Source organism: Burkholderia sp. AU32262, assembly GCF_020419985.1.
Lineage (GTDB): Bacteria > Pseudomonadota > Gammaproteobacteria > Burkholderiales > Burkholderiaceae > Burkholderia > Burkholderia semiarida.
On record NZ_JAIZRS010000038.1, the window covers coordinates 22,470 to 48,726 of the forward strand.

The following is a 26,257-nucleotide window of genomic DNA, read 5'->3' on the forward strand; positions in this document are numbered from 1 at the left end:
TCGCCTATCGCGCCGGGATGCGGCCCGCCGGCTCGTTTCCCTGGCCCGTTACGCGCGGAGCACCGATGCCATCTTTCCAAGGTGCTCGCATGCCCGGATCACGTACTCGTCGGACAGCATGCCGATACGGCGATAGTTGATCTCCTGGTTCGACGCTTCCGCATAAAGCGTCAGCGCGTCGGCCGCGTGCCTGAAATGCCGCGCTTCGACGCTTCCGCAATGCACGCTCAGAAACGATGCGATCCGGTTGACCTCGGTCGCCGTGACCGAGAAGGACTCGCGTATCCATTTCTTCCACATCGGCGTCATCAGGTTGTATTCGCCCGTATTGAACAGCTCGGTCATCGCCATCATCTCGATGGCCTCGATCAGGTCCGGTGCGAGCGGGCGCTTCTGTCCGACCCATGCAGAGAATTCCTTCGTGACGGGATCGAGAAACCGGTCCTGCAGGCGCCAGTTGTCCGAACCGCAGATGGCGGTTGCCATCCGGTGATACAGCTTCGAATGGTGTGGATGTCCGTGCAGCTCGCCGAGGCCGATATCCTCGACGATGATCTCGCCGCAGTGTCGCGCGGCTGTCAGCATCTTCACCTTGTTCCGTTCGCCATCGAGCGACTCGGATTCCTGCAGGAGACGCACGATGATGCTCGATACGGCATGGGCGGCGCCATCCGGGCTGCGCCATCCGCAAAAAAAGGTACAAAGCGAGTCGGTGGTCCATTTTCCCGACGTGATGCCTTCATAGGTCTTCCGGTATTCGCGCAACCTGTCGCGATTATTTTCGAAGCCGGTCAGCAGCGCGTCGACGAGCCGCCTGTCCTCCACGTCGATCAGTGCGTCGTTGACGTAATCGATGAAAGCGTGCGTCGAATGCTCCATGTCTTCCTCCTCGATTGATGAATGTGTCGATCGTGATGAGGCTTGCACGATCGGCGCCCCCAATGTCGGCGCTACTCGACAAGCCGATCGGGCCGTGTGGCGGCGCCAACCGTCGGGTTCAATCGACGTCGATCTCCGCCACGAACCGGCCGAGGCGAAGCAGGCCCTCGATCAATTCTTCATGTTCGATTGCATAGGAGATCCGGATGCAGTTTGCATTGCCGCAGCCGGCGCCCGGAACGACAGCGACGTGCGCTTCCGTCAATAGCAGTTCGGCGAGATGGTCGACGTCGCGGATCCGCTGCCCGCGGTAATGGCGGCCCAACTTTTCCGAGACATCGACGAACAGGTAGAACGCGCCTTCCGGCGGGGCATAGGCGACGCCCGCGATCCGGTCCAGAAACGTGCGTGCCGTGGTCAGTTGCTGCTCGAGGAACCGGTTGATCTCCGCGATGAATGCGTCGGAACCGGACGTGATCGTGCTCAGCGCCGCGTACTGCGACAGGCTACTGGGATTCGACGTCGTATGCCCCTGCAGATTATGCATCGCGGCTATCACGTGCGCCGGCGCACACGCGTAGCCGACGCGCCAGCCAGTCACGGCCTGGCTTTTCGAAAACGAGTCGACGAGGACCGTCTGTCGCCTGAGCGGCTCGAAAAGCGACAGGATGTTGTGATGCTCGTGCGGATGCCTGACGAGATGCCGATAGCACTCGTCGAACACCACCCAGATTTGGCGGTCGAACGCGAGCTTTGCAATTCCAAGCAACTGCTCGCGCTGATAGACCGTTCCCGTCGGGTTGTTGGGCGTGTTGATCACGATCATTCGGGTTCTGTCCGTCAGCGCGCCCTCGACCGAACGCCAGGTCAGTCGGTACTGATCGGCCTGCGTGTCGACGCAGACGGCCGTCGCACCGGCGAGCCGGATCTGGGTCGGAAAGGTCTCCCAATAGGGAGTCGGAACGATCACTTCGTCACCGGGGTTCAGCAGGACCATCGACGCATTGAAGAGCGCCTGCTTCGCGCCCGCCGTGACGGCGATCTCGTCTGCCGTGAACATCGCCCCGCATCGCCGGCTCACGCTTTCCGCGAGCTTTTCTCGGAGTTGGGGCAATCCGATCGGCGGCGTATAACGATTGCGCCTGCTTTCCACCGCATCGATCGCGCCCGCCTTCATGGGCGGGCATGCATCGAAAGAAAGTTCTCCGGCAGCGAAATTGATGACCTTGACGCCACGGTCCTTCAATGCGTTTGCTTTGCTGCGCATGCTCGACGTGCCCGGTGCGGTAACGCTGCGCGCACGGTCCGACAACGGCAACTCGATTTGCGGGATGTCGCGTGTATTCATGTCGTCGTAGGCGAAAACCAATGAAATGGAGCCACGGCAAGGCGAGCCGGTCGTGGGCTTCGCCTTATTAATCAGTTATGCGAACTGAACCCGGCAGGTCGGCACCTGGGCCGACCCCGCACTGCGTCAGACGAGCGCTTGCGCGCACTCGCGCATGACGGTCGCCTTGCGACGCAGGTAGTCCTGGAACAGCGTCATCGCAGCCGATGCGTCGATCGTTACCTGCATTGCGTCGGCGAACGCGTTGACCGCCTGTACGGCGTGCCCGAAGTGATTGCTCTCGGTCCCGCCGGTATGCACGGTGACCCACGCGACGATGTGGCGCACGCGATCGGCCGGAATGCCGACGTGCGTGTGGAACCAGGATTTGTAGAGGTCGTGGATGAACTCGACTTCACCGTGCGTGTAAACCTCGTGAACCAGCGTGGTAAGCAGGCCGAGGAGGATATCCCGTTCCTTCAGCCGCTGACGATCCGTCCAGTCCTTGAATGCCTGCGCGGACGGAAGGCAAGCGGACTTCAGCAGCCACGTGTCGTCACCGCACGCAGCCGTCGCCATCGTATAGAAGAGATCGGCATGGAGCACGCCGCCCAGCGCGCCGAGATCCTCGTCGGTGATGCGCTGCAGGCTCGCGCATACGTCATGAAGCTGGTTCGACGCCGCCGAACCGGCGTCGGAGCGCGCCAGCAGCGTGATCCGGTTTGCAAGGCCGGAGACGCTCGCCGCGGAATTGTTGGTCTTCGACCAGCTGGCGAAAAAGGTGCGAAGAGCCGGCGCCGAATAGCCGCGCTCCGTCAACCGGCGGAATGCACCTTCGATGTCCCGAAGCGCCTCCTCCTCGGCCGAGAAGGCCGCAACGAGCGCCTCCTTCAGGACGCCGCCTTTCATCCCGTTAAGCACAGGCGTGACGATATCGAGCAACCCCGCTTGCGATTGAAACGTTTCCATCCTTTTCTCTCCGGTTCTAGATGTGATTTGAAGCGAACTACCGGGTCAGCCGCACTTCGGGTGAGCGCGGTCTGCCTGCGCTGGCGGGAGGCATCCCGCGCCAGAAGAAAAACACGAGCGCGCCTGCGAGCGCCTGTGCACCGACGACGAATGCGACGCAGCCCACCCAGCCCCAGCGATTCCACGCGGGAACGGGCAGGACCGAGCCGAGACTCCCGCCGAAGTAATAGAAGGAAAGGTAAATGCCGATCGCCGTCGATCTTGCACCCCGCGCCACCCGCGAGATGAACGCGTTGGCCGACGCCTGCTCGACGAACACCGCGGTGGAACTGAGCGCGAGGCCGGCCAGGATCGCGATGACGCTGCTCGACAGCGTCAGCAATGCACCGACGATCGCGAGCCCGGTCGCCGCAAGGGCGAGATCGCGCGGGCCGCGTTGCGCCGCGACGCGGCCCGCGAGCGGCGTGACGACGACCGCGACGAGAAATACCGCATAGATCGCGCCGATCTCGACCGTATTGAAGCCAAATGGCGCACGGGCCAGCCGCAGTCCGACGAAGGTGAACGTCGCGACCTGCGACGCGAGCACGCATGCGCCGACCAGGAACGACGCGAGCAGCGGGCCGCGCGTCAAGAGCGTCCAGCGAGATGCCGACGCGCCTTCGTCGTCCGGACGCGCGGCGCCGGCCGCCGGCAGGCACGCATGAATCGCGAGGCCCGTTGCCAGACACAGGAACGCGATGACGTCGAGCGCGTGGCGCCAGCCGAACGCGGACGTCAGGCTATTCGTCACGAAACGCCCGGCGAATCCGCCGAGTGTCGTGCCGGCGACGAAGAGCGCACTGACCTCCGTCGCCGCGTCGTGGCTGAAGACCTCGCCGATGCACGCGATCGAGATCGCGAAGATGAACGGCATCAGCACGCCCGCGGCAAAGCGGGCGGCGAGGAACGATGAAAAGCTCGCCGCGTGCGCAGACCAGAGAACGGGAAGCGCACACGCGACGGCGGCGCACGAAATGACCGTTCGGCGATCGAAGCGGGCGGCCAGCGCGCCGACGAACGGAGCGATAATGGCGACCGCCAAGGTGGTGGCGCTGACGCCCTGGCCGGCTTGTTCCGGGCTCACGTCAAATGCCGCGGCAAGTTCGTGCAGGATGCCCTGAGTCGAATAAAGATTGAGAAAAGCCGCAAACCCGCACAGGAAAAATGCGGATCGAATGGTTCTGTTGCCCACTGGTGACGCCCTGTCTGGTTTGTGTGACAGTCTGACGAGTGGGCGACACGCGCGCCAATACTGTTTTCGTGGTCATTGATACCGAAACGACAAAAATGCTCGACCTACGCCGCCTCCGCTATTTCGTGACCGTCGCCGACGAATTGCACTTCGGACGCGCGGCGTTGCGTTTGCGTATTGCCCAGCCGCCTTTGACGCGCCATATCGCCGCGCTGGAAACCGACCTCGGTATCCGGCTGTTCGAACGATCGACGCGCGCGGTCCAGCTCACGCCGGCAGGCGCGCTGTTTCTCGAACACGCGAGGAGCGTCATTCATGCCGTCGACGAGGCGGAGGCAACGGCGCGCAAGATGGCGCAAGGCATGGTCGGCCGTGTCGTGATCGGCTATGCGAGCTCCATTCCGATGTCCGACGCGTTTTCGGACATCATCCGCCATGCGAGCCGCAGCATGCCGGAAGTCGAGTTGGCGTTTCGGGAAGTATCGACCGCGAGTCAACGCCAGCAGATCGCCGCCGGCACGCTGGACGTCGGATTCGGTTGGGCCGCGGCAAAGACGTCGGAAGCGCGCATCGGGTCCCTCGTCGTGTCGATCGAGCCGCTCGTCGCCGCGGTTCCGGCCCAGAGTCGATACGCGGGCAAGGCGACGATCGAGTTCCGTGAACTCGTCAACGAGAACTTCGTCACGTTCCCCGCGGGCTACGGTTCCGCGCTGAACGCGGCGCTCGACGATCTGTGCGCCCGCGAGGGCGTTGCGCCGCGGATCGGGCCTACCGCGTCGCAGATCACGACGCTGGTGTCGCTGGTGGCAGCGGAACGCGGCGTCGCCATCGTGCCCAGCTTCACGTCGACGTTGCAACGCTCGGGTGTCGCTTACGTGCCGCTGGCGACGCCGCATGTTCTCGAATTGGTCGTCACGTGGTCCGAACCGTTTTCGTCAACCTGCGTCGAGCAGTTCATCGAGTTCGCGAGGTCGGTCGCAGCCGGCTAGGACAGGCGCTATGCTTCCAGACCCTTCTGCACGTACCACGATAACGGCAGTGTCAGCAGCAGGACCGAGGCCAGCGCCAGCAGCGCGGTCGGGACGCCCGCGACGTCGCCCAGACGGCCGAACAGAACCGGCGACAGCGCGCCGCCGCCGATCGTGCCCGTATAGAACAACGCGAACGCCTGCTCGCGCTTGCCGACGCCGGCCAGCTCCGGCACGACACCGTAGAGCACGGACGATGTTCCGTTCAGCGCCAATCCAAGCAGCGGGAGCATCGCCATCATCGCGAAGAGCGGCGAGAACACGGCGAGCACGATCAACAGCGACGTGGCGGACTCCGTGAGCCACACCGTCTTCATCATCCCGATGCGCGCGCCCAGATAGCCGCAGAACAGCTTGCCGAACGCGCCGCCCACGAACAGCAACGTCAGCGCGAGACCGATACCGGCAGTGCCGGCCCCTTTGCTTTTGAGGAGGAACGGCAGGAACGTCAGAAAGCCCATCCGCACGGCACTGTCGAGGGTGCCGGTCGCGAGCAGCGCGTGCAAGCCGCCGGCCGAACCGCTGCCCGCGGGCGTTTTCGGCGTCTTGTCGCGCGCCGCCCGCGACGAGTCGCTCGACGGAATCAGCCACCACAGCAGGCCCGCTGAAACCACGCCCAGCACGCCGATCAGCGTGGCGCCGGTTCGCCACGTCACGACCGTCAACAGCAGGCCGATCAGGCCGGGTATCAGCGTCTTGCCGATGTCGCCGGAGAAGTTGTATTGAGCCAGCGCCTCCTTCACGCCTCCGCCCGCCTCGTAGGAATCGGTGACCATCGACGATGCGAGCGGATGCTGCGTGCTGGCGCCCAGTCCGCCCAGTACCAGCGCGATCAGCAGTACCGTCAGCCCGCCGGCCTGCCCCGCGATCAGGTAGGCCATGCCCGCGAGGGCCGTCCCGGCCACCAGCAAGCGCTCCCGGCCCCAGCGCCGCGCTGCCCGGCTGGCGAGCAACTGAAAACCCGCCATCACGCCGGAATAGAGCCCGCGCAACAAGCCGATCTGCGCGTAATTGATCGCGAACTGCGCCTGCCAGATCGGCAGCAGCACGTAAATGACGTCGGTCAACCCGTCGTGCACGGCGTGTGCGCCGCAAGCGGCGATCAGCGAGCGGCGACGGGAGGAATCGGGGCCATTCGGGGTCTCGAGAGAGACTGCGTGTTTCAAATCGCTCATTTCGGTGATGGTGTGCCGACTGTCGGTTGCGGTTCGCCGCCACTCCTGGTCAACGGCTTGAACAGCGACCTGATATCGAAGTACTCGCTGATCGCGCACTGTGACCGACCGCGCGTGGCAAATCGTGAATGATAGACCAGGACGACATTCTGGCATCCCGCCGACAATTCGCCGGACGCATGGTCGTGGTCATGGTCGAGCGATTTATCGATGCGCACATGCTGAATAGGCCGATGACCGATTTGGCGCACTGAAAACACGCGACATCCAGCGCGGGCGGTGCAACGCATGTTTGCGAGCGCAACGCATGAACGTCATCGCGATGACGGGCGTGATCAAGGAAGAGATGTGAAAGGACGAGTTGAAGCGGTTTCCGTTGCAGCGTTTCGTCCGGCGCGTCGCAACATGGCTTCTCGATGCCGTCTCCGCGGATATCGCTTGGCATTGCTTACCGCATCTGGCACCCACGGCGCCTTCAACGCAACGGCGACCACGCCTCCGGCAGGCCGATCGTCGACGTCGCCCTTTCGATCTGCTCCGGCCCCCCTGCCGGCGGCCACAGGCCCGCTGCATAGTGTTGCTTTCGCAACGCCATGCGTGCTTCCAGACTCGGGAATCCCCAGATGTGCGTGATGCGCGGCGGCCCATCGAGCGCATACATGTTGCAAACGAGATGCGACGTATAGGCTTTGGCCGGGCCCACCGCACGTTCCCACGCGGAAAGGGTCGGCGCAATTCCGCCGGCTTTCAGCCAGTAGCGGCGAATCTCGTAGAAGCCGCCCAATGCGCCCGGTTCGATGTCGGGTAGAAAAGGAAACAGCGCATAGCTTTCCATGTCCAATCGAACGGATGCGCTTTCAATCCCGAAAGGTCGCTCGGCATGCAATGCCCGATCGCGTTCATGCTGCAATTCATCCCTCGTCCCGAAGCCGCGCAACACGACGATCCGCGATAGCTCGCCAATTTCCGTGCGCCATGCGCCAAGCAGCCTTCCTTGCGCGTCGGCATTCGATACCCACCGATGCGCACGGCGGGACACCGTATCCTGGTCCAGCAGCGGACACGACAACGTCGTGAGTTCGTACAGCATTTCTGCCCTCCTTTCGCTTGCATGTCGCAATGTATTTCCAAAGCGATGGCCGATAAACGCGCATCACCTTGAAACAGAATCCAGTACCATTGCGCAATGGATCTCCTCAAGGCGATGGCCGTATTCGTCCGCATCGTGGAAACGGGTAGCCTGACAGCGGCCGCGCAAGCGTCCGGTCTGTCGCCGACCATGGTCGGCAATTACCTACAGGCCTTGGAAACCCGGCTCGGCGCGGTCCTCGTTCACCGCACGACCCGCAAGCAGAAAGTCAGCGCGTTCGGCCACGCTTACTACGAGCGATGCGTCGAAATCCTCGGTCTGGTCGACGACACGGAACGGCTCGCGCTCGATCATCTCCAGCAGCCACGCGGGCGTTTGCGCGTGACCGCGCCCGTCGTGTTTACGAACGAGTGCCTGATTCCCGCGCTCGCGGACTATTACCAGCGCTACCCGGAGATCAAGCTCGATATCGTCGCCACCGACTCGCTCGCCGATCTGTTCGACGAAGGTTTCGAGGCAGCCATTCGCATCGGCGCGATCGCCAACCCCGATGTCGTGGCGCGTCCGTTGGCGTCCTATCGGCTGGTGCTGTGCGCGTCGCCCGCTTACGTTCACGCACATGGCGCGCCCACCACGCCGAACGCGCTTGGCGAACATCACTGCCTGACGTACGCGTATCCGCCTCGGTCGGCGTGGCACGCGGCACAAACTCAATGGATGCTGGAAGGTCCGGATGGGCCGATGAGCGTCGCCGTGGACGGCAGACTGAAAATCGACAATGCGGAAGCGTTACGCCGGGCGGCATTGAGAGGGCTGGGTATTGCGATGCTTCCTTCCATGTTGATACGCGAGGACATTCGCGACAAGCGCCTCATCGAGATCATGCCGGACTTCGCCGCCCCCGAAAGGTCGATGAATCTGCTTTATCTGCAAGAGAGGCAGCAATCACCGAAGCTTCGTAGCTTTACTGAATTCGTGGTGGACCGATTCGGCGCCGAAACGGTCCACGGAATCTGATCCGGCCGCGGCCAATCGCGAAAGGCGCCGTATTGCATCGGCACCTCGCGATTTCGATCCGATGTGCGTTTCCGTTCTCGCCCACCGCGAGCGTTGATCCACACCGGCCCGCGAGGCAATAGCGCCGAGGCGATGGTGTTCGAATCGGATCGCGCCGCCGCTCGCGTCTGCCGGGCGTTGCCCTTAGCCGCGCGTATCGACCCAGTGGCGTGCCCAGCGTGCCGAATGCGCGAGCGCCTGTGCCTCGCTCGCGAAGTAATCGAGCGAATAGAACTGGTAGCGGCCTTCGTCGTGCATGCTGTCGACGCGTTCGAGCAGCAGGTTGGATGAAAAGCTCCCGTCGGGCAAGCGATGCGTCGAGGGTTGGACGGCATAGCCGTTGTATTGTTGAATTCGTTTGTCGTGCATTTTAATTTTAATGATGTTCGAGTGCGTGCGGGCCGTGCGACCGGCACACGGGTACGCCGATTCAAAAGCCATTGCGGACCGAATCTGACGCAGTCGGAAAGCGGAAATAAGGCGTTGCGGCCGGAGGGGAATGAAGTGCAACGAGACGTGTGGCGCTTGGCAAGCTGCTACCCCAATCGATGCAGTTGCAGGCAATCGCGCCAACTTGAGGAGACGAAGCTCCGTGGGGATGTCGCTGCGACCCGGCGTCCGTCGCGGAAGGCCGGGCCCTTCAAACTTTACAGCGGCTTGATGTTGGCCGCTTGCAGACCCTTCGGGCCTTGCTTCGTTTCGAAGCTCACTTTTTGGTTTTCAGCCAGCGTCTTGAAGCCGTCGGCGCGGATTTCGGAGAAGTGCGCGAACAGGTCGTCACCGCCGTTGTCCGGAGTAATGAAGCCAAAGCCTTTGCTGTCGTTGAACCACTTGACGATACCGGTATCCATGAAGATTCCTTGAGAAAAAAATACGAAAATTTGCTCTGTTGAAGAGCGCTTGAAGCGTCAAGGAGGGAGAGGACAACGAATACCGCCGGGAGGAGCGAGCAATTGATGAACAGCAATCGGACTTCTTGGACTTCGGTGCATACACTAACGGCCAGCAACCGCCACGTCAATCGTTATCTTGTAACTGTGTACCGGATAGTCGCTTGGAGGACGAGACCGGGAGATGCACTACGTCGCCTCGCGCATGGGCCAGCGTCGAAAGAGAAGCGCTCCGACCCCGAGTCGCCATGACGAGATCCGAAGTAGTCCATAAGATTGGACGAGGAACGTTCTCGGTCCAGAGCGTGCTTCGATCGTCGCGCGCATGCGGCTCGACTCATCGGAGCGCGACGCCCCAATCGAAGGCAGCCGGAAGCTGCTGTCAGCCCTGAACCAGCACCGCCCGCCTGCTTCACTCCTTCGCGAACGCGAGCAGGCGTTCGCCGAGTTTCTCCGGTTGCTCCTGCTGGATCCAGTGACCTGCGCCGTCGATCAGTTCGATGCCGCGCATGCTCGTCGCCGCCTTCGTACGCATCAGATCGAGCGCGCCCGGCGCCGAATAGGTGCCCCAATCGCGCTTGCCGCCAATGAAGAGCGACGGAACGTCGATCGTTCTGCCCGAAAACAGGCGCAACTCCGCGTTCAGGTCGGGATCCGACAGTACACGATAAGCCTGAAGCGCACCCTGAAACCCGGTGCGGCCGTACTCCGCCGTGTACACGCCCAGCTCCGCGTCGGTCAGCCACTTGCAGGCAAGGGCTTCCGCGGCGGACGGCTGGAATGGCGCGACGGTTTCCGGCATCGTCTTGCCGAGATCCATCACGTAATACGTGGGCATTTGCGCAAGCTCCGCGGCGGTGAGCGCCTTGAGCGGATGCGGCTTGTTCCCCGGCCAGTCGGCGCTCTTCACATGGAAAAATGCACGAAGAAACGCGGACAAACCTTGGGGTGGATGCCACATGTCCCGGTTGGCGTTCCGTGTGCTCAGGTATTGCTGGTAATACGCTCTCGGCGGATCGAGCGCGGCAAGCGCCGCCGCCAGCTTCCCGCTTTCACTGTTCGGGCGAGCCGACGATGTCGCGTTTCGCGCAGTGTCGAACGGAAGCGCGGGCGGGCCGGGGAACGGTGCGCTCATCAGCACCACCGACGGAAAGACGTCAGGCCGCGCCAGCGCACAATACGCGGCCACGGGCGAGCCGAGGTCGTGTCCTGCCAGCATCGACGTATGCCGATACCCCAACGCCGAAACCAGTCCGAGGGCGTCGCGCGCCATGTTCAGGAAGCCGAAGGGCCCGAGCGGGGCGTCATAGTCGTTCGCCCAGCCGGTGGTGCGTCCATACCCCCGCTGGTCGGGTGCGACGACGTGGTATCCCGCGTCGGCCAGGATGGGCATCAGATGCCGCCAGCCGTAGGCCAGATCCGGAAAACCGTGCAGAAGCAGCGCGAGCGGCCGGCCGGCGCTTTCATGACCGGCTTCGAGAATATGGACATCGAGGCCGTTCACCCCGTGAATCATGCGCGAGCGCACCCCGTTGGGAAGCGTTCCTGCGGCGTAGGTCGGCATGGCCAAATCGCTTTCTCCTGTCGGGTTTGCGCGGGCAGGCCGAAGCCACGCGGCAACCAGGCCGGCCGCGCCCATCGCGAGGACGGCTCGTCGCGGCGCCGATGGCTTGCTGTTGTCGACGGGCATCGTGGCGCTCCGGAATATGGTGATCACCATAGTATGGCGATCGCCATAGCCCGGTCAAGCGAAACGTGGTACGTTTGCCGCATGACACGCAAGACTGACGCTCGCGCTCGCGCGATTGCCACGGCGGAACGGCTGTTTCGCATCCAGGGCTACACCGCGACCGGACTGACCCAGATCCTCGAAGAAAGCGGCGCCCCCAAAGGATCGTTCTACTTCCACTTCCCACGCGGCAAGGCGCAACTCGCGGAGGAAGCCATCGATCATTACGTCACGAATCGAATTGCCGTCTTGCGGAACATCTCGGCTGAGACGACCGGTCATGCGCTGAATTTTGTTCGCCGGATCCTCAGCACATTTGCCGCCGAAATGGTCGCCACCGATTTCCAGTACGGGTGCCTGATGCAAAACCTGGCGAACGAACTGCCCGCGCTCGACGCCGAACTCACCCAGCGGGTCGCGCGTGGGTTTGCCGATTCGACCGAGGTCATTGCGGCGCATTTCCGCGGGTGCGGTTTCGCTTCCGCACGCGCATCGTCAGCCGCGGCCGCGCTGGTCGCCGCGCTCGAAGGTGCCCGTACGATCGCCCGCCTGGAGCGCTCGCCGGCCGTATTCGACGCGCTGGCGGAGGTCAGCGGCCAAAGGTGGGGCGCTGCCGACGCGTGATCCGGCCCGATGTTCCCGTGACGAGTCGTCCGTGACTTCCGCCGATCACGGGGCATCGCCCGTTGCCGAGATACCGCGAATGCTGTCGACTGCGTTCGCTCGAATGGCGCAGCGGTAACCGGGCAACGTGAACGGTGGGGAAACTGGCATGCAGACGCATTCGAAGAAAACCGAACAGGTCGGCCTCCCGGCGCGCTCGAGGCTGAGCCGCTCATACGGCTCGGCGGATTTCGCCGACGCATTTTCGGTGGCCTTGCCGGCCACCGCCTGCAACGACGCGGCGTCTCTCGCCCGACACATCTTTACCGGGCAACCCAAGTGGATCGCGCCGCTGCTACGCATCCGGGACCTGATCGTGTGGCCGTTCGGCCTGAAAGGAACGGCCGATTTGAAAGCCGCGAACGGCGACCGAATCAGCATTTTTCGCGTGTTCGAACGACACGACGACGAAATCATTCTGGGCGAGGACGACGCGCATCTCGATTTCCGTGTGTCGGTGCTCGTGCAGCCCGCATCCGATGGCCTGCCCCGGCGACTGACGCTCACCACCCTCGTTTTCTACAATCGTCCGTTGGGCCGGGTTTATCTCGGCGTCATCGCGCCTTTCCATCGCCTCGTCGTGCGATCCTCGCTCGACCAGGCGCAGGCGCTCGGATGGCCGCGCCGATAGCCGCCGGAAAGCCCGGCGCCGCCGCAGGCGCCGTCACGGCGACATCGACGATCGCCACGGCGTTTTCATTTGCCGGTGGTCTGAACGACCGGCCTCCCTCGCGACGCCGAAGCCGCGGATCAATGCGAAGCACCGAACAGTCGAATCACGACGCCGCGCAGCCACCGGTTGCCGGCCTCGTGGTGATAGCGCGCGTGCCAGTGCTGCCGTACCGCGAAGCCTTCGACGGGAATCGGGCACGCATGAACCGCCAGATCGTTGGCCTGTGCCAGCGTCTCGCCGATATGACGCGGTAGCGTCGTGATCAGGTCGGTCGTCTGCACGATCGCCCCCAACCCCAGAAAGCCCGGCAATTCCAGCACCACGTCCCGCTCGATGCGCGCCTGCCGCAGCGCCTGTTCGAGCAGTTGCGCCCCCGTTCCCGCCGTAATGGCGACATGCCCCTCCGAACGATACTGCTTTACCCCAAGCCGGCCGCGAATCCGCGGGTGATGCCGGTTCACCAGACAAATCCAGTCCTGGTCATACAGCTTCTGCTGGTAAATACCACCGCCAAGCCACGGCACGTAGCCGATCGCGAGATCGGCTTCGCCGGATTCGAGCGCCCGCTCCGTATTGCCGTCGATCCGTGCGGCTTCCAGCCGGACGCCCGGCGCCTGCGCGCGGACATGGGCCAGCAGCCGCGGCAGCAGCGTCACGTGGCTCGCGTCGGTCATGCAGATGCGAAAGCGTCGCTGCGCGGTCGCCGGATCGAATGCGATCTCCCACGCCGTGAAGCGTCGCAGCGATTCGAGGATTTCCCGGCATGGCCCGATCAGCGCGTCGGCTTGCGGTGTCGGCGCCATGCCGCCGGGCGTGCGGATGAAGAGCGGATCGTGCAGGTGTTCGCGCAAGTGCCCGAGCCAGATGCTGACGGTCGGCTGGCTCTGGCCGAGCTGCTCGGCGACGCGCGTGACGCTGCGCACGTCGTACAGGAGATCGAATAGCTGAAGCAGCTTCAGGTCCGGCAGATCGGCGGGCATCGTCGCATTATTGTCCATCGCAATGACGCTATTGTATCCATTGCATTGTCGACATGAGCGGCGGCTCCTATCGTGAGGCCATACGTCAAGGAGACACCATTGAAAATTGCGATTCTGGGTGCTGGCGCGCTGGGCTGTGCGATCGGCGCCACCCTCACCGAAGGCGGTCACGAGACCTGGTTGATCGACCGTTCGCCCGCGCACGTCGACGCGATGCGTCGCGACGGCCTGCGGGTCGACGACGCCCGCGGCACGCGCCTGGTACGCGTCCATGCGACGACGCAGGCCGCCGAAGTCGGTGTGGCCGACCTGGTGGTGGTCCTGGTCAAGTCGTTTCACACCGATGCCGCCATCCGCGGCGCGCAGTCGCTGGTGGGGCCCGATACCGTCGTGCTGTCGCTGCAGAACGGCCTCGGGCACGAGGACATCCTGAGCGACGCCGTCGGCCGCGAACGCGTGCTCGCGGGCAAGACCTACGTCGGCGGCGTGCTGCGCGGGCCGGGCCATATCGAATCCGGCGTGATCGGCAAGCACACCTACATCGGTGAACTCGACGGACGCATCACGCCGCGCGTGCAGGCGATCGCCGCCGCGTTCGATACCGCCGGCCTCGCGACGACGATCAGCGACAACATCGTCGGCACGATGTGGGACAAGCTGCTGGTGAATGTCGCGACCGGCGCGCTGACCGGCCTCACCGGCCTCACCTACGGGCAGCTTTACGACGAGCCGCTGCTCAAGGCGACGTCGCTCGCGGCCGTGGCCGAGGCCATTGCGGCGGCGCAGGCGGCCGGCGTCAGGCTGTCGATGACCGATCCCGAACAAGCGTGGACGCTCGCCGCCGAGGGGCTGCCGGCAGCCTTCAAGACCTCGATGCTGCAAAGTCTGGAGAAAGGCTCGATCACCGAGATCGATTTCATCAACGGTTCGGTCGTGCGCGCCGGGCAGCGCCACGGCGTGCCGACCCCGGTCAATGCCACGCTCGTCGCCTGCATCAAGGGGCTGGAGCGCGCGATGGCCGATCGCCAACGCGAGGAGGCAGCCGCATGAGCGCCACGAAAGCCTATCTCGAACACGTTGCGATCTGGGTGAAGGACATCCGCTGGCACATCCGTTTCTTCGAGGAAGTCCTCGGCATGACGCTGCGCGAAGTGGACGGCACGCTCGACGCACCGCGGCAGTACTGGACGCTCGGCGGCCTGCAGTTCATCCACGCGCCGGAACATGACGGCCCGGAAGGCCGGCTCGCCCATCTCGGCGTGATGTGCGAGGACCTGGAGGCCGCGCTGGCCGCGGCGCGGCGGTTCGACGTGACCGAGATGCCGCAGGGGCGCAACTGGATTCGCCTGCCCGACGGGCTCGCCGTCGAGCTGATTCAGGCCCGGCCGGCTTGCTGCGTCGCGCAGGCGCTGGCGATCAACCCGCGCGCGGAGGCATGACCATGACGATCGTCGAAAAATACTGGGACGACGCGCGCGAGGGCGACACGTGCACGAGCCCGACCTACCGGGTGACCAAGGAGCGCATTCTCGCGTATGCCGACCTCACCGGCGACCATACGCCCGTTCACGTGGACGAGGCATACGCGAACGCGAGCCATTTCGGCTGCCTCGTCGCGCACGGGCTGTTCGGGCTATCCATCGCCGACGGCCTGAAAACGCAGAGCGACTATCGCTTCCTGCCGGGCATGTCGCTCGGCTGGACCTGGGATTTCCTGCTGCCGATCAAGGTCGGCGACGTGCTGCACGTGACGTTCCGCGTCGGCTCGATGCGGGCCAGCAAGAGCCGCCCGGACTGGGGCATCGTCGTGCTGCCGTCGGAGCTGATCAATCAGGACGGGCAGGTCGTTCAACGCGGCGAACATCGTCTGATGGTGCCGCGCCGTCCGGAGGCACCGTGATGCAGGCCCGTCCCCTCGAAGGCATTCGCGTCGTCGACTACAGCCATTTCCTCGCCGGCCCGTATGTCGGGCGCTGTCTCGCGGCGCTCGGCGCCGAAGTCATCAAGGTCGAGCGTCCCGGCACCGGCGACGCCGGGCGACAGCACGCAACCGTGCTCGACGACCAGCAAAGCGGCTACTTCCTGCAGCTCAACATGGGCAAGCGCGGCGTGAGCGTGAACATGAAGGACGCGCGCGGCAAGGCGTTCATGCAGCGGCTGTGCGACTCCGCCGACGTCTTCATCGAGAACTATCGTCCGGGTGCGCTGGACAAGCTCGGGCTCGGCTATGCCGAACTGTCGGCGCGCAATCCGGGCCTCGTCTACTGCTCGATTTCGGCGTACGGTCACACCGGCCCCGATGCGCATCGCGCGGGCTTCGGGCTGATCGCCGAAGCGAAGAGCGGGATCATGCAGATGGTCGGCACGCCGGGCGAGCGCCCGCCGCTGCTGCGCATTTCGCTCGGGGACATGTACACCGGCATTCATGCGGTCGCGGCGATCAACGCCGCGCTGCTGGGGCGCGTGAAGAGCGGCCGCGGGCAACACGTCGACATGGCGCTGTACGACACGCTGGTGTCGATGCACGAGTATGCGGTGCAGTGCTACACGCTGAAAGGCGTGCTGCCCGAGCAGACCGGGCACGACATGCCGACGTCGACACTCTACGGCGTGTTCCGCGCCGCGGACGGCGATCTCGTGATCGCCGCGCAGGTGGATGATGCGTGGAAGCGCTTCGCCGAGTTGATCGCGGCGCACGGCGGCCCCGCGGATTTCGGCGCCGACACGCGGTTTCACGACAGCACCGGGCGCAACGCGCACCGCGCGGAAATCCTGTCGGTGGTCGAGCCGTGGGTGGCCGCGCGTTCCGTCGCGTCGGTACTGGACCTGCTGGACGGCATCGACGTGCCCTGCGCGAAGGTGCAGCGCATCGACGAGGTGTTGAACGATCCGCAGATCCAGGCCCGAGGCATGGTCGTCGAGCAACAGCATCCACGCTACGGGACGCTGCGCCTGCCCAACTTGCCGTTCCGGTTCTCCGATTGCGATACGACGATTCGCGACGTCGCGCCCGATCTCGGGCAGCACAACGCGGAAGTCGCGCGTTCCCTCGGGTTCGATGCGGCCGAAATCGACGCGATGCAGGCCGACGGCGTCCTCTATTCGAAAGCGAGCCAATCATGACCGACCAATACGCGGTGATCGGCAATCCGATCGGACACACGAAATCTCCGCTGATTCACGGCCTCTTCGCGCAAGCGACGCGGCAGGACCTCCGCTATACGGCGATCGAGGGCCCGCTCGAGCCGGCAGGCGCCTTTGCTGCCGCGGTACGTGCGTTTTTCGAGGGCGGCGGCAAAGGTATCAACGTCACCGCGCCGTTCAAGCTCGACGCGTTCGCGATGTCGGACGAACGCAGCGAGCGTGCGCGGCTCGCGGGCGCGGCCAATGCGCTGAAGTTCGACGGCGGCCGCATCCTGGCGGACAACTTCGACGGAATCGGGCTGGTTCGCGATATCGAAGCGAACCTCAATCTGCCGATGGCCGGCAAGCGCGTGCTGGTGCTCGGTGCCGGCGGCGCGGCGCGCGGCGCGCTGTTGCCGTTCCTCGAAGCCGGCCCGGCGGAACTCGTGATCGCGAATCGCGACGTCGACAAGGCGCGCGCACTGGCCGCGCAGGTCGCCGGGCGAGGCCCGCTGGTTGCCGGCAGCTACGCGGACCTCGCGCGGATGGGACGTTTCGACCTGGTCGTCAATGCGACGTCGGCCAGCCTGACCGGCGACCTGCCGCCTGTCCCGCCGAGCGTGTTCAGTCCGAAGGGAACCGCCTACGAACTCGCCTATGGCAAGCGTCTCACGCCGTTCCTCCGGCTCGCGAAAAACGCCGGCGTGCACGGGATCGCGGACGGCGTCGGCATGCTGGTCGAACAGGCGGCCGAAGCGTTCGCATGGTGGCGCGGCGTGCGCCCCGAGACCAGCGCGGTGATCGATCGGCTGGCCGTGCCGTTCGACTGAACCGGCAATGGGATCGGCATGCAGGCGATCCCGATGCGCGACGGCATCGATCGCGACAGCCTCGGCAGGCGCGAGACGGCAGGCCCGGCGCCTCCCCGGTGAACGACCTGCGGCGAGCGAACGCGCAACCGGTCGGCAATTGCCGAATACGATCGGTTGCGCGTCGCACGCAAGCCCATGCCAGCATCATTGCGCGGCCAGCCGGCGATCGATGCGCCGGCGTGTTCGGCACCGCTTCCACCCCGCATTTTTTCAGCTTGCCGCCGCAGTGCTCACACGCCGGGCGCCCTTGCCTTGCCGCTGCCTTCACCGCTCACCCGATACCCTGCCGAACACCGTCATGCCGGACACCACGCGCCCCGCTCGCCTGAACTTCGCGCTCATGTTGCCGCTGCTGCTGGCGGCCCAGCCGGTGGCGACCGACAGTTACCTGCCGGCGCTACCGGAAATCGCTGCAACGCTGGGCTCGGCCAGCGTCAGCCTCACGGTTTTCGCGTTGATATTCGGTATCGGACAATTGCCGATGGGCAGTCTTTCCGACCGGTTCGGCCGCCGCCCCGTCTTGCTGACCGGCCTGGCGCTCTATGCGCTGACCGCACTGGCGGCGGCGCTCGCATCAACCGCCCCGATGCTGGTGGCCGCACGTGCGATGCAGGGCTTTGCGATGGCCGCGATCCTGGTATGCGCCCGTGCGGCGGTACGCGACCGGTACTCGGCGGGCGACGGCCCGTACGTGATGGCGCGCGGTTTCATGGGAATGGGGATGATGGCGTTCCTTGCCCCGATTGTCGGTGCGTATGTCACGCAGCACGCCGGCTGGCGATGGGTACTCGCGGGGATGAGCCTGTATGCGTTCGGCTTGCTCGTCATGTGCTGGTACGGCTTCGAGGAGAGCGCCGCCAGTATCGCGCCGCGCCGGAATTCGACCGGGGACGTGCGCGAGATATTCAGCGATGCCCCGTTCAGGGTATGGACGCTGCTGGCCGCGTCGACGTACACCGGCATGTTCTGTTTTCTGCTGCTGTCTCCGACGGTCTACATCCGGTATCTCGGCATCTCGCCCCAGCGATACGGCTGGATACCGGCGAGCGGGACGCTCGTCTATGTCCTGAGCACCTACGGCTGCCGCCAGTTGCTCCGACGTCAAAGCATGCTCCGAACGGTGCGCCAGGGCGCGACGCTGAGTCTTTCCGGCGCGGTGATCCAGGCGTTGGGGTGTGTGCTGCTTCCCGGCAGCATCTGGCCGCTGCTCGTCGGGCACGGCGTGTATTGTCTCGGCCACGGGATCCATCAGCCATGCGGGCAGGCAGGGGCGGTGAGCGGCCTGCCTCATCTTGCCGGCCGCGCGGTATCCTGGTCCGGCTTCATCATGATGTTCTTCGCTTTCAGCGTGGGACAGACGGCGGCGGTTTTCACCGATCCGCGCTATCAGTCGGGCGCGTGGCCGATGGTGGTGCCGATGCTCGTCGTCGGCGTCACGCTGGTCACGATCGCGTTTGCGTGGTTGCCGAAAATCGGTGGCGCGAAGTTGGGCGCGGCAACGGCTCCGGCACGCGCGGTGGATGGTCGATGAGTTGCTTCGGGCAGTCGGCGGGCGAAGCGACGCGAACGCCTGCCCGACGTCGCGTCGATCAGCCACGCTCAGATCTGTTGCTGCCCGCCATCGACGAACAATTCGATGCCGTTCACGAAGCTCGCATCGTCTGAAGCGAGGAACAGCGCCGCGCTCGCGATCTCGCCCGGCTCGCCGAGGCGTCCCATCGGAATCTGGGCCGCCAGATAATCGGCCAACCCCTGCCGCTGAGCCGCATCGTCACCGGCAAGATCAAGCAGGCCGGGCGTGCGGGTCGCGCCGGGGCTGATCGTGTTCACACGAATGCGGCGCTCCTTGAGGTCGAGAATCCAGCTGCGCGCAAACGCGCGCACCGCCGCCTTCGAAGCCGAATACACGCTGAACGCAGCGGTACCCGCGCTGCCCGCCGTCGAGCCGGTCAGAATCACCGATGCACCCTCGGCAAGCAGCGGCAGCGCCTTCTGCACGGTGAACAGCACGCCCTTTACGTTGCGATCGAACGTTTCGTCGTAATGCGCCTCGGTGATGCTGCCGAGCGGCAGCATCGAACCGCCGCCGGCGTTCACGAACAACACGTCCAGGCGCCCGTGCTCTTCCTTGATTTGCGCATACAGCGCGTCGAGTTCGTCGAGCTTCGTGGAATCGGAACGCACGCCCGTCGCGTGGCCGCCGGCTGCGCGAATCCCTTCCACGGCGGCATCGAGCTCGGCCTGGCGGCGGCCCGTGAGATAGACGTGCGCGCCGTCAGCGGCGAAGCGCTGGGCGGTGGCGAGACCGATGCCGCTGGTGGCGCCGGTGACGAGTGCGATCTTGTTGTCGAGCTTGCGTGCCATGGTATTGCTCCTTTCGTTGATCAGTGGTGTTTGCGTCAGGTGTCGCGTAGTGCGATGTGAGGAGAATATCGACGGCCTGATCTTTTCGAAATAGAATTGATCGCAATCAAACGTTGCATAAATGCAAGGATGAGGCGCAATGGCGTACCTACCCGACTTCGAAGGGCTCGCGATGTTCGCGAAGGTGGCCGAGCACGGGTCGTTTGCGGCTGCGGCGCGCGCGACCGGGGTGTCGGTCGCCACCGTCTCGCGCGGCGTGGCCCGCCTGGAAGACCGGCTCGGCGCGCGGTTGTTCAATCGGACGTCGCGCCAGCTCTCGCTGACCGAGTTCGGCCGGACGATCAGCGAGAAAGCCGGCGAGATCTATCGCCAGGCCGAGGAGGCGGAAAGCTCGGCGCGCGAAATGTCGGTGCAGCCCCGCGGGCTGGTGCGCCTGACCGTGCCGATGTCGTTCGGGCTGCGCTGGGTCGCGCCATTGCTGCCGGGCTTCTTTCGCGCGTATCCGGAAGTGTCGATCGACCTGCATTTATCGGATGCGTCGGTCGATCTGATCGCCGATGGATTCGACGCCGCATTGCGTATCGCCGCGCTGCCGGATTCGTCGCTGGTCGCGCGGCGGTTGTGCGCAGTCACGCAATTCGTGGTGGCGTCGCCGGAATATTTGCGTCGCGAAGGAAAACCCGCGCATCCGCGCGAACTCGCGGATCGCCCCTGCCTCTCGTACGCCTATCGTGCGCGTAGTGCCGTCTGGCGTTTCACGAACGACGCGGGCGACGAGGAGTCGGTCATGCCGACGGGCCCGCTACGCGTCACCAACGCCGATGCGCTGTTGCCGACGCTGCTCGATGGTCTCGCGATCGCCGAGCTGCCGGAGTTCATCGCCTACGACTATCTGGCCGATGGCCGTCTCGAAGCCATTCTCACCGACTGGTCGCTGACGAAGGGTGGGCTTTATTTCGTTACGCCGTCGGCACGGGCGCGCCCCGCGAAGGTGACGGCATTGTCCGACTACATAGCCGAACATCTGGGCAATCCAGTCTGGCGATGGCCAACGTGACGCGCGCGGAAAACGCTGGGGATACCTGATCTTCAAGGACTTGATCAGGTTCGACCGATCGACCGCTACGGCCCCCAGAGAAGGCCGTCGGCCGACCGTCTGCGCGAACGACTTCAGATACTTCACGCCCGTGTCGCACATGATCGCGACGACGTGGCGTCCGGGCCGAGGCGTTCGGCGAACCGCAACCCCGCCCGTCTCGCCGGCCATCCGATGCGTCAGACCGTACGCGACACCAGTTCGCCCAGCACCGTGTCCAGCGCGACGCGGCCACGCAGGATTTCGTCAGGATCACTTTCGAAATCGAGCCAGCCTTCGTTGAAACCGTCCAGCATGCGCATGCGCGGGAGCGGGTGCTGCATGCCCTGCGCGCGAAACAGCGCTTCCCACGTTCGCCTGTCGACGGCCTCCGCGCGCACGTCCCGACCCAAAACGCGAGCGAAGGCCTGTGCAAGATCGTCGGGGCTCACCCGGCGCGGCCCTTCGAGCTCGACGACACGCACCCCGCGCCACGTCTGCTGGAGCAGGTCCGCCGCCACGCGGCCGACGTCCGCGGTGGCGACCATCGGCACGGGCTTGTCGAGCGGCTGCAGGTAGCTGGCGACGACGCCATCGTCGCGCGCGGACGCGACATCCCACGCGGCGTTCTCCATGAACCAGCCGGGCCGCAGGAACGTCACCGGCATCGGCAGCTCGCGCAGCGTCTGCTCCATCAGCGTGAGTTGCGTGAGCAGATTGGGCTCATCAGCCTGCGCGCCGATCGTCGACAGGCACACGACCCTTTCGGGGCGCGCCTTCAGCAGCGCGGCGGACACGGCTTCGATCACCTTCCGCGCTTCGGGAAACCCGGGCGCCGGATCGAACACCGGCGGCAGCAGGATGAAAACGCCCGTCGCGCCGGCGAACGCGGCGGCGAGCGACGAAGCGTCTTCCATGAAAGCGGTCGCCATCTCGCACCCGCGCGCCGCCCACGCCGCGGCCCGCGTCGCATCGCGCACGACCGCGCGCACGGGCCGACCCGAGGCCAGCAGCTCACGGGCCAGCGCGCCGCCGACCTTGCCGGTGATTCCAGTGATTGCATACATTGCTCGTTCTCCATGTGTGAATGCGTGGGTCGCATTGTGGACAAACGCCGGCCGAAACAAAACGACATGGATGGCATCATATTAGTGACAACGCGTCATCAATTCGGCATGATCGATGCGCACGCCCGGCAATGGGCATCATGCGGCGTGGGCGTGCCGGCCTTCCGCGGGTCGCTCGCGATCCGCCAACCGTATTCATTCGAGCAACCATGAGATCCAGTAGCGAGAAACTGTCCGGCGGCATCAGCGTGTTCGCCGCCGTGGTCGATGCCGGGACGTTCGCGGCCGCCGCCGACGTGATAGGCATGACGCCGCCGGGCGTCAGTCGAGCGATTGCGCGGCTGGAAAGAAAATTGAATATCCGGCTGTTCAACCGCACGACGCGGTCGGTGTCGCTGACCGAAGAGGGCCGCCGCTTTTACGAGCAGGTCATGCCCCATCTCGCCGGGCTGGAGGAAGCCGCCGCGGCGGCCGCGGGTGGCGCGTCCGCGGTGCGCGGCAAGCTGCGCATCAATCTGGATCCCGTCGTCTATCGCGCCATTCTCGGGCAACGGCTCGATGCGTTCATGGACGCCCATCCCGAACTCGAAATCGAACTCATGGCGCGAGACAGCCTGGGCGACCTCGTCATGGACGGCTTCGACCTCGCCGTGCGATTCGGCGAACCGCGGGCATCCAGCCTGATCGCGAGAAAGCTGCTCGATACCGGCGTCGTGACGGTCGCGGCGCCCGCGTACATCGCGCGCCGGGGGCGGCCGGAAAAACCCGAGGACCTCGAAAACCGCAACCACCGCTGCCTCGAATTTCGGAACCCGGAAACAGGCAAGCCGTTCGCGTGGGAATTCCATCGCAAGCGCAAACGCATCGTGGTCGACACCCGCGGACGCCTCACGGTCAACGATCCAGGCGCCCTGCTCAACGCATGCGTCGCCGGTTCCGGCATCGCGCAGATGCTGCTGCTCGGTGCCGAGCCGCTGATCGCCGACGGCCGGTTGATCAATCTCTTTCCCGAATGGGCGGACGAGCGGTATCCGTTATACGCGTACTACCCGTCCCGGCATCACGTGCCGGCCAAGACCCGCGCGTTCCTGGATTTTCTGGTCGAACTGTCGAGCATGCACGGGGGCGTCGGCACGCGCTAGTGCTCCGGCGCCGGCTCGCGAGCGCGCGGCGGCCCGCCGGCGAGCGCCAGCTACACTGTCTGCGCGAGGGCAGGATCGATCTTGCGCGCGGTCAGTCCGAATCTCGCCATGCGGGCGCGATGGTCCGGCGAGCCGAGATAGGCACGAAGTTGCCGATCAAACGTGTCGAGAAGACGCCGGTTTTCCCGGTTGAATGAAAACGCGCCGAGCGGAGGCGCTCGCCGTGCGCCGTTGACGCCCGGCTCGTGCGCGACGGCCTCGATCATCGCGCTGCCTATCCGGCTCGCAACGATTCGATTCCCCAGCGCCGTGCTCGCATAGGCGTCGATCACGCCGGAGAGAACGGCCGCGATCGCGTCGGCTTGCTGTTCGAACACGACGATTTGCCGCCGACTCACGCCTGACGCCATCGCGGAATCCTGCTGGACCTGTCCGGCAATGATGCCGAGGCGCGCATCGGGACGTTCGGCGATCGACGCATAGCTCGTGAGCGCTTTCGGGTTGCCGGGACGCACCAGAAAGCCGTCCTCGATGCCCCACACCGGCACGCTGAACGCGACGGTATCGGCGCGCTGCGGCGTCACGAACAGCGGCACGTTCATGTCCCAGTGACCCGATGCGACGCCGGGTAGCAATTCGCTGAACGTCGTCGGGCAATACTCGATCCGGGTAACGCCGATCTGTCGCAGGATCGTCGCCGCGAGCTCCAGATCGGCACCCATGGCGGTGCCGTCCGCTTCGGTCCAGCCGAACGGCGGTTCCTCGATGTACGCAATGGTTACCTTCATCGCATTGTCCTGCAGGCCGAAGAATCGATCAGGAGTTCATCAGCTTACCGTGGGAAGTCGAGATCCACGAAGAGCGGACAAAATTAATTCGGGTGTAAGCAAATTGACGACATTATTTTGGCGAGACCGTCAGGCGTTCCAGAATGAACTGGCTCCACGCTATTCGACGTTGTCCGCCACGTCCGTCATCCGGATCATGTGCGGCTTGATGCCGTCGTCTTCGGCCGTCGCGGCCTCCTTCGGATGAATCAGCGCTTCGAGCCGCGCCTTCGTCGCGATGAACTCGGGCGTATTGACCTGCGAGTAATCGCGCGGCCGCGGCACCGGCACCTCGATCAGTTCCTGCACGCCGCCGGGGTTCGCCTTCAGCACCAGGATCCGGTCGGCCAGAAAGATCGCCTCGTCGAGGTCGTGCGTGATGAACAGGATCGTCACGTCGATGTTGCGCCAGATGTCGAGCAGGTGCGTCTGCATCCTCGCCCGCGTCTGGGCGTCCAGCGCGCCGAACGGTTCGTCCATCAGCAGGATGCGCGGACGGTTCGCGAGCGCACGGGCAATCGCCACGCGCTGCTTCATCCCGCCCGACAACTGGTGCGGATACACGTCCGCAAAACGCGTCAACCCGACGAGATCGAGCCACTGCAGCGCCTCGCGCTCGGCCACGCCGCTGCTGCTGCCGTTCATTCGCAGGCCGAACATCACGTTCTTCTTCACCGTGAGCCACGGAAACAGCGTATAGCCCTGGAACACCATCCCGCGATCGGCGCCCGGCCCGTCCACCGGTTTGCCGTCCAGCAGCACGTCGCCGCTCGTCTGCGCGTCGAGCCCGGCGAGGATCCGGATCAACGTCGATTTGCCGCAACCGGACGGGCCGATCACGCACACGAACTCGCGCCGATGCGTGCGGAAACTGATGTCGTCGAGCGCGACACACTCGCCCTGCGGTGTCGTGAAACGCTTGCCGATGTGCCGCACGTCGAGTATCACGTCGCGGGCCTTCAGTCGCGCGAAGCGCTCGCGCACCGCGTCGGATTGAATCAGGTAATCGGGGACGGCTTGCGGGTTCTGCATGATGCCCTCTGCTGAAATCGGTCGATGGATACGTGCGGGCGGCGCTCACGCTTTCAGCGTGCGGTCCCACGGAAAGAGCCGGCCGCCGAGCAGCGCGAGCACGATATCGGTGCCGAGGCCGATGATCCCGATCATCAGGATCGCCGCATACACGTTGTCGAAATGCTGGTAACGCGCCTGCTGGCTGATGTACCACGTGATGCCCGAACTCGTGCCGACGAGCTCGGCGACGATCAGGTAAGTCCACGCCCAGCCGAGCAGGATCCGCTGATCGCGATACAGATCGGGCAGCACGCCCGGAATCACGACGTGCGTCAGCAGCTTCAGTTTCTTCGTGCCGAGCGTCATCGCGGCCTCGAACAGCCCGTATTCGAGCTTGCGCGTGGTGTTCGCGATGATCAGCACCTGTTGGAACAGCGTGCCGATCACGATGATCGCGATCTTCGGCGCGTCGTAGATGCCCAGGATCGCGACCATCAGCGCGCCGAACGCGGGCGCCGGCAGGTAGCGGAAGAACTCCAGGAACGGCTCCTGCAGCCGCGCGAGCGCACTGAAGGTGCCGCAGACGATGCCGAGCGGCACGCCGATCGCCGACGAAATCACGAAGCCCCAGAAGATGATGCGGATGCTGTGCCACAGGCTTTCGTGCAGCCACACGCCGTCGCGCGACGCGGGCGGTGTCGTGAACGCCGTGTAGAACGCGCGCAATACCTGGTGCGGCGCCGGCAGGTAGACCGGATTCGCGCGCTCGCCCTCGGGCACGGCTGCGTGCGCCGCACGCGCATGCGCGAGCTCGTCGTCGAACACGTCGCGATCGATCTGCATGCCGGCCTGGAAATAGTCGACGCTGCCCGGATTCGTGATGCGCATTTGCGGATGCCAGACGAACGGGACATAGCTGATCAGGCACCAGACGGCGAACGGCAGCAGGAAGGACGCCAGCCCGAGCGTCCATTTGCCGCGCGTCGTCAGCTCGCGCCGCACGGCGAGCCAGCCGGTCGTGTTGCGGGTCGTTGTCATCGGAATCTCCGTATCGTTTCGGGTGCCGGTCGCGCGAATGCC

27 protein-coding genes are annotated in these 26,257 nt (G+C 64.8%); 12 read left to right on the plus strand and 15 right to left on the minus strand.

Annotated elements, in window-relative coordinates; translation table 11 throughout:
- Positions 1–48 precede the first annotated feature (48 nt).
- The 4 genes from LGN10_RS30705 to LGN10_RS30720 form a co-directional block, all read right to left on the minus strand.
- Positions 49–879: a hypothetical protein gene (locus LGN10_RS30705; RefSeq protein ID WP_059577576.1), complete on the minus strand. Its 831-nt coding sequence runs from the start codon at positions 877–879 to the stop codon at positions 49–51.
- A gap of 118 nt (positions 880–997) precedes the next feature.
- Positions 998–2,227 (minus strand): pyridoxal phosphate-dependent aminotransferase, encoded by a 1,230-nt coding sequence (locus tag LGN10_RS30710; protein WP_226226031.1) that lies wholly within the window; start codon positions 2,225–2,227, stop codon positions 998–1,000.
- Positions 2,228–2,353: 126 nt separating this feature from the next.
- The gene (locus LGN10_RS30715) at positions 2,354–3,175 is read right to left on the minus strand and encodes a hypothetical protein (protein WP_124862431.1); all 822 of its coding nucleotides are present in this window, start codon (positions 3,173–3,175) and stop codon (positions 2,354–2,356) included.
- Positions 3,176–3,212: 37 nt separating this feature from the next.
- Complete coding sequence (locus LGN10_RS30720) at positions 3,213–4,409, minus strand: MFS transporter (RefSeq protein WP_124657520.1); 1,197 nt, start codon at positions 4,407–4,409, stop codon at positions 3,213–3,215.
- A 95-nt stretch (positions 4,410–4,504) separates the two neighbouring features.
- On the opposite strand from LGN10_RS30720, the gene LGN10_RS30725 reads away from it, so the two are divergent.
- A complete protein-coding gene (locus LGN10_RS30725; RefSeq protein ID WP_059577565.1) occupies positions 4,505–5,398 on the plus strand; it encodes a LysR substrate-binding domain-containing protein in 894 nt (297 codons plus the stop codon).
- An 8-nt stretch (positions 5,399–5,406) separates the two neighbouring features.
- Here the strand turns inward: LGN10_RS30725 and LGN10_RS30730 are convergent, their stop codons facing one another.
- Positions 5,407–6,612, minus strand: a complete 1,206-nt coding sequence (locus LGN10_RS30730) for an MFS transporter (protein WP_089466204.1) — start codon at positions 6,610–6,612, stop codon at positions 5,407–5,409.
- Positions 6,613–7,087: 475 nt separating this feature from the next.
- Positions 7,088–7,702, minus strand: a complete 615-nt coding sequence (locus LGN10_RS30735; protein WP_060313842.1) for an NIPSNAP family protein — start codon at positions 7,700–7,702, stop codon at positions 7,088–7,090.
- Between the two features lie 96 nt (positions 7,703–7,798).
- Here LGN10_RS30735 and LGN10_RS30740 point away from each other — a divergent pair, with 96 nt between their 5' ends.
- Positions 7,799–8,719: a LysR family transcriptional regulator gene (locus tag LGN10_RS30740; protein ID WP_059577555.1), complete on the plus strand. Its 921-nt coding sequence runs from the start codon at positions 7,799–7,801 to the stop codon at positions 8,717–8,719.
- Positions 8,720–8,902: 183 nt separating this feature from the next.
- On the opposite strand, the gene LGN10_RS30745 is transcribed toward LGN10_RS30740, so the two are convergent.
- From LGN10_RS30745 to LGN10_RS30755, 3 genes are all read right to left on the minus strand, one after another.
- Complete coding sequence (locus LGN10_RS30745) at positions 8,903–9,127, minus strand: hypothetical protein (protein ID WP_059577552.1); 225 nt, start codon at positions 9,125–9,127, stop codon at positions 8,903–8,905.
- Between the two features lie 278 nt (positions 9,128–9,405).
- Positions 9,406–9,609 carry a cold-shock protein gene (locus tag LGN10_RS30750; protein ID WP_006485974.1) on the minus strand — a complete coding sequence of 68 codons (204 nt, stop codon included), beginning with the start codon at positions 9,607–9,609 and terminating at the stop codon, positions 9,406–9,408.
- 451 nt (positions 9,610–10,060) lie between these two features.
- Positions 10,061–11,164 (minus strand): alpha/beta fold hydrolase, encoded by a 1,104-nt coding sequence (locus tag LGN10_RS30755; protein ID WP_226226036.1) that lies wholly within the window; start codon positions 11,162–11,164, stop codon positions 10,061–10,063.
- A gap of 207 nt (positions 11,165–11,371) precedes the next feature.
- On the opposite strand from LGN10_RS30755, the gene LGN10_RS30760 reads away from it, so the two are divergent.
- Both LGN10_RS30760 and LGN10_RS30765 read left to right on the plus strand, forming a co-directional pair.
- Positions 11,372–12,001, plus strand: a complete 630-nt coding sequence (locus tag LGN10_RS30760; RefSeq protein WP_060313847.1) for a TetR/AcrR family transcriptional regulator — start codon at positions 11,372–11,374, stop codon at positions 11,999–12,001.
- A gap of 148 nt (positions 12,002–12,149) precedes the next feature.
- Complete coding sequence (locus LGN10_RS30765; protein ID WP_089466207.1) at positions 12,150–12,671, plus strand: DUF2867 domain-containing protein; 522 nt, start codon at positions 12,150–12,152, stop codon at positions 12,669–12,671.
- 119 nt (positions 12,672–12,790) lie between these two features.
- Here the strand turns inward: LGN10_RS30765 and LGN10_RS30770 are convergent, their stop codons facing one another.
- Positions 12,791–13,711, minus strand: a complete 921-nt coding sequence (locus LGN10_RS30770; RefSeq protein ID WP_059577547.1) for a LysR family transcriptional regulator — start codon at positions 13,709–13,711, stop codon at positions 12,791–12,793.
- Between the two features lie 81 nt (positions 13,712–13,792).
- On the opposite strand from LGN10_RS30770, the gene LGN10_RS30775 reads away from it, so the two are divergent.
- The 6 genes from LGN10_RS30775 to LGN10_RS30800 all read left to right on the plus strand — a co-directional run bounded on the left by LGN10_RS30775 (position 13,793) and on the right by LGN10_RS30800 (position 19,219).
- Complete coding sequence (locus LGN10_RS30775; RefSeq protein WP_089466208.1) at positions 13,793–14,743, plus strand: ketopantoate reductase family protein; 951 nt, start codon at positions 13,793–13,795, stop codon at positions 14,741–14,743.
- Positions 14,740–15,132 (plus strand): VOC family protein, encoded by a 393-nt coding sequence (locus tag LGN10_RS30780; RefSeq protein WP_059577543.1) that lies wholly within the window; start codon positions 14,740–14,742, stop codon positions 15,130–15,132. The genes LGN10_RS30775 and LGN10_RS30780 overlap by 4 nt, the downstream gene beginning before the upstream one ends.
- Before the next feature lie 2 nt (positions 15,133–15,134).
- On the plus strand, positions 15,135–15,593 hold the full coding sequence (locus tag LGN10_RS30785) for a MaoC family dehydratase (protein WP_059577540.1): 459 nt from the start codon (positions 15,135–15,137) through the stop codon (positions 15,591–15,593).
- The gene (locus LGN10_RS30790) at positions 15,593–16,816 is read left to right on the plus strand and encodes a CaiB/BaiF CoA transferase family protein (protein WP_060010608.1); all 1,224 of its coding nucleotides are present in this window, start codon (positions 15,593–15,595) and stop codon (positions 16,814–16,816) included. Before LGN10_RS30785 ends, LGN10_RS30790 begins: the two co-directional genes overlap by 1 nt.
- The gene (gene aroE / locus LGN10_RS30795) at positions 16,813–17,646 is read left to right on the plus strand and encodes a shikimate dehydrogenase (protein WP_089466209.1); all 834 of its coding nucleotides are present in this window, start codon (positions 16,813–16,815) and stop codon (positions 17,644–17,646) included. Before LGN10_RS30790 ends, aroE begins: the two co-directional genes overlap by 4 nt.
- 340 nt (positions 17,647–17,986) lie before the next feature.
- Positions 17,987–19,219 carry an MFS transporter gene (locus LGN10_RS30800; RefSeq protein ID WP_060010614.1) on the plus strand — a complete coding sequence of 411 codons (1,233 nt, stop codon included), beginning with the start codon at positions 17,987–17,989 and terminating at the stop codon, positions 19,217–19,219.
- A 68-nt stretch (positions 19,220–19,287) separates the two neighbouring features.
- Here the strand turns inward: LGN10_RS30800 and LGN10_RS30805 are convergent, their stop codons facing one another.
- Positions 19,288–20,052 carry an SDR family NAD(P)-dependent oxidoreductase gene (locus LGN10_RS30805; RefSeq protein ID WP_060313868.1) on the minus strand — a complete coding sequence of 255 codons (765 nt, stop codon included), beginning with the start codon at positions 20,050–20,052 and terminating at the stop codon, positions 19,288–19,290.
- A gap of 139 nt (positions 20,053–20,191) precedes the next feature.
- On the opposite strand from LGN10_RS30805, the gene LGN10_RS30810 reads away from it, so the two are divergent.
- On the plus strand, positions 20,192–21,109 hold the full coding sequence (locus LGN10_RS30810) for a LysR family transcriptional regulator (protein WP_059577525.1): 918 nt from the start codon (positions 20,192–20,194) through the stop codon (positions 21,107–21,109).
- 218 nt (positions 21,110–21,327) lie between these two features.
- Here the strand turns inward: LGN10_RS30810 and LGN10_RS30815 are convergent, their stop codons facing one another.
- Positions 21,328–22,194: an NmrA family NAD(P)-binding protein gene (locus tag LGN10_RS30815; RefSeq protein ID WP_059577522.1), complete on the minus strand. Its 867-nt coding sequence runs from the start codon at positions 22,192–22,194 to the stop codon at positions 21,328–21,330.
- Between the two features lie 209 nt (positions 22,195–22,403).
- On the opposite strand from LGN10_RS30815, the gene LGN10_RS30820 reads away from it, so the two are divergent.
- Complete coding sequence (locus LGN10_RS30820; RefSeq protein WP_104012676.1) at positions 22,404–23,336, plus strand: LysR family transcriptional regulator; 933 nt, start codon at positions 22,404–22,406, stop codon at positions 23,334–23,336.
- 50 nt (positions 23,337–23,386) lie between these two features.
- On the opposite strand, the gene LGN10_RS30825 is transcribed toward LGN10_RS30820, so the two are convergent.
- From LGN10_RS30825 to LGN10_RS30835, 3 genes are all read right to left on the minus strand, one after another.
- Positions 23,387–24,124, minus strand: coding sequence for a transporter substrate-binding domain-containing protein (locus tag LGN10_RS30825; protein WP_226226032.1), 738 nt, complete (start codon positions 24,122–24,124; stop codon positions 23,387–23,389).
- A 159-nt stretch (positions 24,125–24,283) separates the two neighbouring features.
- Positions 24,284–25,195, minus strand: a complete 912-nt coding sequence (locus LGN10_RS30830; RefSeq protein ID WP_226226033.1) for an ABC transporter ATP-binding protein — start codon at positions 25,193–25,195, stop codon at positions 24,284–24,286.
- Positions 25,196–25,240: 45 nt separating this feature from the next.
- A complete protein-coding gene (locus tag LGN10_RS30835; protein ID WP_226226034.1) occupies positions 25,241–26,215 on the minus strand; it encodes an ABC transporter permease in 975 nt (324 codons plus the stop codon).
- Positions 26,216–26,257 lie beyond the last annotated feature (42 nt).